This window comes from Streptomyces sp. S3(2020), from assembly GCF_013044505.1.
Taxonomy (GTDB): domain Bacteria; phylum Actinomycetota; class Actinomycetes; order Streptomycetales; family Streptomycetaceae; genus Streptomyces.
Genome location: NZ_JABERD010000370.1, coordinates 1 through 5,389, shown reverse-complemented (window position 1 = coordinate 5,389; position 5,389 = coordinate 1). Strand labels below are relative to the sequence as shown.

Sequence of the window (5,389 nt, the reverse complement as noted above, 5' to 3'; positions counted from 1 at the left end):
CCGGCGCTCTGCTGCCGTGGGACGCCAAGAACCTCGCGAAGATCGGCGGCCAACTCCGCCCAAGTGGTGGGAGGTTGTGCGATGCCGGCGTCGGCGAACATCTTCTTGTTGTAGTAGAGGGCGTACGCCCGCACGCACCGCGCCACCGCGTACACGGCATTGCCCTGGGTGCCCCTCCCCCCGAGCTCACAGCCTACGTCACCTGCACACCACCCAACCCTCCACCGGCTCTTTGCTCCACACTTCCACCACCGCCCTCTCGCCCCGAGAATCCCTCCGCCTGCGTATCCGCTGGGTGCAGGAGCTCCAGGTACGGCTCGTGCGGGAGGCGGCGCGGCGGCTCGGGCTCGATGCGGAGCGGGTCGGGCTGTTGCGGTGGCGGGAGCTGGCCGCGGGGCTGCACGGCGCTCCGCTGCCCGCCGATCTCGGGGCACGGGTGCCGCGGGGCGAGTCGGCGCCGTTGCCGGACGCGTTCCGGCTGACGGAGGCCGGCGGCGTCGTCGCCGAGCGGGGCGGCGGGAACCGCGACGGTATGCGCGGGGTGTCCGGCGGACGGGCCGTCGGGACCGTCTGGGACGGGGCGGGGCCACGGCCGAAGGACGCGGTGCTCGTCGTACGGACCCTCGATCCCGCGCTCGCCCCGCTGCTGCCCGGTCTCACCGGGCTGGTCGCGCAGACGGGCAGCCCCTTGTCCCATCTCGCGGTGCTGGCACGGGAGTTCGAGCTCCCCGCCGTCGTGGGGGCGGCGGAGGCCGTGCACCGCTTCCCTGTCGGCTCCCGCCTCACCGTCGACGGGACCGCCGGGGACGTACGGCCGGGAGACACGCCATGAGGAGGATCGCGTACGTCTTCGCGGGTCTGGCCGCGGCCGGCGCCGGGACGTACCTCGTCGTCTATCTGTACCGGTGGCAGTGGCAGCGGGCCATGCTGATGGGCGTTCTGCTGCTGGTCGTCGAGATGCTGCTGCTCGGCATCGTGACGCTGGGGCGGCTGACCCGCATCGAGGAGCGGCTGAGCGCGTCGGACCTGCGGCAGCGGGAGCTGGCGGCACGGCAGGAGGACGCGCTGGCCCGGCTGCGGCAGCCGGCGGCGGAACGGGAGGAGGCCCGGTTCCGGTGGCTGGAGGACCCGGCGGACCGGGCGTATGTCTTCGTGCCGGTCCTCATGGTCACCGGTGTGCTGCTGTCCGGGCTCGCCTGGGTGGTGCAGCGCGTCGCCTCGGCCACGGCGCGTCCCGCCGAGCGGCGGCTCGCCGGGCGGCTGGCCGTCCTCACCGCACCCGACCCGTCTTCGCCGGACGACCTGGAGGACCTGCCGTCGCCGGCCGCCCGCCGCTCGCGGGGGCGTACCGCGCGTCTCGTCACCGTCGGGGTCGTCGGCGCCGCTCTGCTCGGGGCGCTGGTCGTGGGCCTCGCCGACCTCACGCAGACCAGGGAGGAGGCGGCGGACGCGAGCGAGGCCACGTCGGTGCTCGTCCAGGTCGACCTGCGCGGGTCGGACACGACGGCCGCACGCCGGTCCCTGGCCGCGCGGCAGGTCTGGGAGCGCTGCCGGGACTCCACGTCCGTGCCGTTGCGGCACGCCACCCTCGGCGACCTGGGGGACGGCCTGTTCGCGGGTGTCGTCCACCCCGCTCTCACCGAGCACGACCGCATGCGGCTGCGGGGCTGTCTGGAGGACGCGACCCTCGAACGCGCCCACCTCACGGTGGTGGGCATCGGCGACGCGGACGCCGACGACGACTGATCGGACACGAAGGACACATTTGCTTGTGTACACGGACAAGACGGCCAAGAGGACCTCGGGTTACCCTGCCAAGGCGCCCACGTCCCCTAGTCCCCCTGGTCGCTCATGGCTGTCCTCAGCACCGCCGTCCCCCGTCCTACCGCCCCCCGCCGCCCGCTGCGGCGACGCACCGTGCGGATCCTCCTGACCCTCGTCCTCGGTTACGCCGTCCTGTGGGCGGCCGGCGCCGGGGGCATCCTGGCCCTGTCGTACTGGATGCGCGAGGAGACCCCGGCACCGCCCGGGACCCGCACCGTGCAGGGCGTCCACAACTTCCAGCCGGTGGACACGTCGGGGCAGCTGTGGCGTGGCGCCGCACCCTCCCCGGCCGGGTACCGGACGCTCGCCGCCATGGGGTTCACCACGGTCGTGGACCTGCGCGCCGAGGACCTCAGCGCGAAGCAGCTCGCCGGGCCGACCGACGCCGGGCTGGACGTCGTACGACTGCCGATCCGTGACGGTCAGACGCCGAAGCCCGAGCAGGTGCGGCGCCTCCTGGACGTCGTCGCCAAGTCGTCGGGGCCGGTGTTCGTGCACTGCGGCGCGGGAGTCGGCCGTACGGGCACGATGGCGGCGGCGTATCTCGTGCAGACCGGGGAGGAGTCGTCCGCTTCGGCGGTCCGGCGCAATCTCGCGGTCGGACCGCCGTCGATCGAGCAGATCTACTACGGGCTGAACCTCAGCCGCGACGACGCGGCACAGCCGCCACTGCCGGTGGTGGCGATCAGCCGACTGGTGGACGCGCCCCGGCGCATCGCGTCCTGGTTCTAGATCGGCTGAGTGTCCAGTTCTGGATCGGCTGAGTGTCCATCAATTAAGCACTGCTACACACAAGTTCGAACCGCCGTCGGACCAACACGTCACGACAGCAGGAAGTCCGCCGCCCCCGCCTTGGCGCCCTCGATGAAGGCCGTCATCTCGTCGCTGGTGTAGATCAGGGCCGGACCGTCCGGGTCCGTCGACTGCCGGACGGCGATCCGTCCGTCGGCCAGCTTCATCGCCTCCAGGCAGTTGCCGCCGTTGCCGCCGCTCCACGGCTTGTGCCAGCCCTCGCTGCCCAACTCCCGCGCGGGCATGCCGTTGTAGACCGGTATGCGCGGCTTGATGCGATCCATTCACAGCTCCTTGCGGAGATCCCGGAGGATCTCCTTCGTGCGATGTGCCGTAGCGGCCTGCGCCGCCATGCGGTCCATGACCTCGAGATGGGTCGCCACCTCGGGGCGCGCGTCGAGATAGACGGCGCCGGTCAGGTACTCGCTGTAAACCATGTCCGGAAGCTCCGGCACGGCGAATCGGAACAGCACGAAGGGCCCGTACGTGCCGGGGTGCGGCCCGTTGACGAACGGGGCGACCTGGAGGGTCACGTTGGGCAGCTTCGCGGCGTCGAGCAGCTTGTCGATCTGGGCACGCATCACCTCCGGGCCGCCGACGGGGCGGCGCAGCGCGGTCTCGTCCACCACGGCCCAGAACCGCGGCGCGTCGGGACGGGTGAGCAGTTCCTGGCGTTGTACACGCAGTGCGACGTGCCGTTCGATGTCGTCCGGGCTGGTCTGGCCGATGGCTCCGGACTTCAGGACGCCACGGGCGTAGTCCTCGGTCTGGAGCAGTCCGGGCAGGAAGTGGGGGTCGTAGGACCGGATGAGGCTCGCGGCGCCCTCAAGGCTGACGTACATCGAGAACCAGCCGGGCAGGATGTCGTGGTACCGCTGCCACCAGCCGGGTTTGTTGGCCTCCTCGGCCAGCTCCACGAAGGCGTCGGCCTCCTCCTCGGAGGCGCCGTAGGACCTCAGGAGCATCTGGAGGTACGGGATCTTGAGGCTGACCTCGGCCATCTCCATGCGGCGGACCGTGGCGGGGGCGACGCGCAGGACGCGGGCGGCCTCCTCACGCTTGAGACCGGCGCGCTCACGCAGGTCCAGCAGGCGTCGGCCGAGGACGACCTGGCCGACCGTCGGCGCGGACCGCGGCTCGCTCACCCTCCACCTCCTGGACGTTCCCGAGGCCCGAAGACCCGTAAAAACCTGTGCAAAAGAATCCTGGCAGCCGGACGGCGCCATTCGAAGACTCATTCGAAGACCTGGTCGGATCTCCGGTGATCTCAACTGGCGCCGCTCGACATGCTGTTGCGAGCAGTGTGCCACGGCCTTCCAGACCGTCACACAGCACTCTGCAATTTTCAGAGTGACACTTGCCAAGTGTTCACGGCGGGGCGATAGTGGCAAGCGTGATTCCGTCCGCGCCCTTAGGAACAGACGCCGCCGCAGGCCCCCACAGCCTCGACGCTGCTCCGGGAGTAACCCCTGGTGGGGCCGCTGCCGAGCGCCGGTTCCGGTTTGAGCTGGCCGCCCATCCGGGTTCTCCCGCCCAGGCCAGACGGCTGACGCGGGCCCGGCTGAACGGCTGGTCGGTCTGCGAGGACATCTGCGATTCGGCGGCCCTGGTGGTCACCGAGCTGGTCACCAACGCGATCGTGCACACGGCGAGCAGCCACATAGTGTGCGAGCTGCACGACGGCGACGATCTGGTGCGAATAGCCGTGCGTGACGAGGGCTGTGCGCCGGGTGAGGTCCATCCGTCCGTCGCGCAGCGGGGCGAGGAGGAGCACGGGAGGGGACTGCTTCTCGTCGACGCCCTCTGTCACGCCTGGGGAGCCCATGAGCACGGCCCCGGTCTGCTGGTCTGGGCGGAGCTGCCCCGCAAGGCCGACACCCCGCGCCACGACTGCGGCCCCTGCAACGACCTGGGCTGGGGAGCCCGCCCCAAGCCCGGCCCCGCCGGCGGCTCGGGCGGCGACCACGACGAGGCGGACGCGCGACACGACGGAACGGCGCGGCACGACAGAGCGGCACGACTCGACACGACGGCACGACACGACGGAACGGCGCGGCATCACGGGACGGGGGGTCCATGGCTGTGAGGCCCGCGACCGGCGGCAAGGTACTGACCCTGGACACGCTGGTCCGCCTCCGGCGCGGCCTGCACGCCCCGGCCGCACCCCGCCGCCTCCCTGTCCCCGACGGGATGACCACCCCCCTGGGCTGCGACGCGGTGGCGGTACCCGCCCGCTTCGGCCCGCTGCTGATGCCCCGGCTGCCCCGTGTGGGGTGCGTCTACGCCGATGAGACGCACTGGTGGTGGCTCGTCCCGTCGGACTCCGACTACGCCCTGGAATGGCCCGCACCCGCCCAGTACGCCACCGGCGCGATCGTTCCGGACGCGCCGGTGGCCCCCGACCTGATCCACCGCCCCGAGGGCGAGCTGCCGTACACACCGCCGATCCCGCTGTATCTGGCGCTGTGCCGGGTGACGGGGACCACGCCGATCTGGTCGCGGCCGATCAGCGCGTAGGTCTCCGACGGACGGTCGGCCGAAGAGGCTGAGGGGCTGAGGGGCTGAGAGGCCGTGTGGCGGGGCCGGCCGCCAGGCGGGACGACTGCACATCAGGGCGCGAGGACGTCGACGTCACGTACACGAGCCGGTCGCTCATGCACATCACCGAGCCCACGAGAGTCCTGACCAGCTGCTATGCCGTCTTCTGCTTGAAGACAAAGACACGTGACGACCACGACACGTGGGGCACGAGAGGCAGGACGTGCTAAGTACG

At 71.4% G+C, this 5,389-nt stretch carries 7 protein-coding genes and 1 pseudogene; 5 read left to right on the top strand and 3 right to left on the bottom strand.

Features of this window, described 5'->3' with window-relative positions:
- A pseudogene (locus tag HLK59_RS47815) lies at positions 1 to 128 on the bottom strand (extracellular solute-binding protein); the annotation flags it as partial.
- Positions 129 to 232: 104 nt separating this feature from the next.
- Between HLK59_RS47815 and HLK59_RS47810 the strand changes: the two are divergent.
- The 3 genes from HLK59_RS47810 to HLK59_RS47800 all read left to right on the top strand — a co-directional run bounded on the left by HLK59_RS47810 (position 233) and on the right by HLK59_RS47800 (position 2,556).
- Complete coding sequence (locus HLK59_RS47810) at positions 233 to 832, top strand: PEP-utilizing enzyme (protein ID WP_240983061.1); 600 nt, start codon at positions 233 to 235, stop codon at positions 830 to 832.
- Positions 829 to 1,746, top strand: a complete 918-nt coding sequence (locus HLK59_RS47805; RefSeq protein WP_171147961.1) for a hypothetical protein — start codon at positions 829 to 831, stop codon at positions 1,744 to 1,746. The genes HLK59_RS47810 and HLK59_RS47805 overlap by 4 nt, the downstream gene beginning before the upstream one ends.
- A gap of 105 nt (positions 1,747 to 1,851) precedes the next feature.
- Positions 1,852 to 2,556, top strand: a complete 705-nt coding sequence (locus HLK59_RS47800; RefSeq protein WP_171147960.1) for a dual specificity protein phosphatase family protein — start codon at positions 1,852 to 1,854, stop codon at positions 2,554 to 2,556.
- A gap of 89 nt (positions 2,557 to 2,645) precedes the next feature.
- Here the strand turns inward: HLK59_RS47800 and HLK59_RS47795 are convergent, their stop codons facing one another.
- Both HLK59_RS47795 and HLK59_RS47790 read right to left on the bottom strand, forming a co-directional pair.
- Complete coding sequence (locus HLK59_RS47795) at positions 2,646 to 2,900, bottom strand: DUF397 domain-containing protein (protein WP_171147959.1); 255 nt, start codon at positions 2,898 to 2,900, stop codon at positions 2,646 to 2,648.
- Complete coding sequence (locus tag HLK59_RS47790) at positions 2,901 to 3,761, bottom strand: Scr1 family TA system antitoxin-like transcriptional regulator (RefSeq protein WP_171147958.1); 861 nt, start codon at positions 3,759 to 3,761, stop codon at positions 2,901 to 2,903.
- 239 nt (positions 3,762 to 4,000) lie between these two features.
- On the opposite strand from HLK59_RS47790, the gene HLK59_RS47785 reads away from it, so the two are divergent.
- Together HLK59_RS47785 and HLK59_RS47780 are read left to right on the top strand one after the other, a co-directional pair.
- The gene (locus tag HLK59_RS47785) at positions 4,001 to 4,702 is read left to right on the top strand and encodes an ATP-binding protein (protein WP_171147957.1); all 702 of its coding nucleotides are present in this window, start codon (positions 4,001 to 4,003) and stop codon (positions 4,700 to 4,702) included.
- Positions 4,693 to 5,133 carry a hypothetical protein gene (locus tag HLK59_RS47780; protein WP_171147956.1) on the top strand — a complete coding sequence of 147 codons (441 nt, stop codon included), beginning with the start codon at positions 4,693 to 4,695 and terminating at the stop codon, positions 5,131 to 5,133. Before HLK59_RS47785 ends, HLK59_RS47780 begins: the two co-directional genes overlap by 10 nt.
- The last annotated feature ends 256 nt before the right edge of the window (positions 5,134 to 5,389 follow it).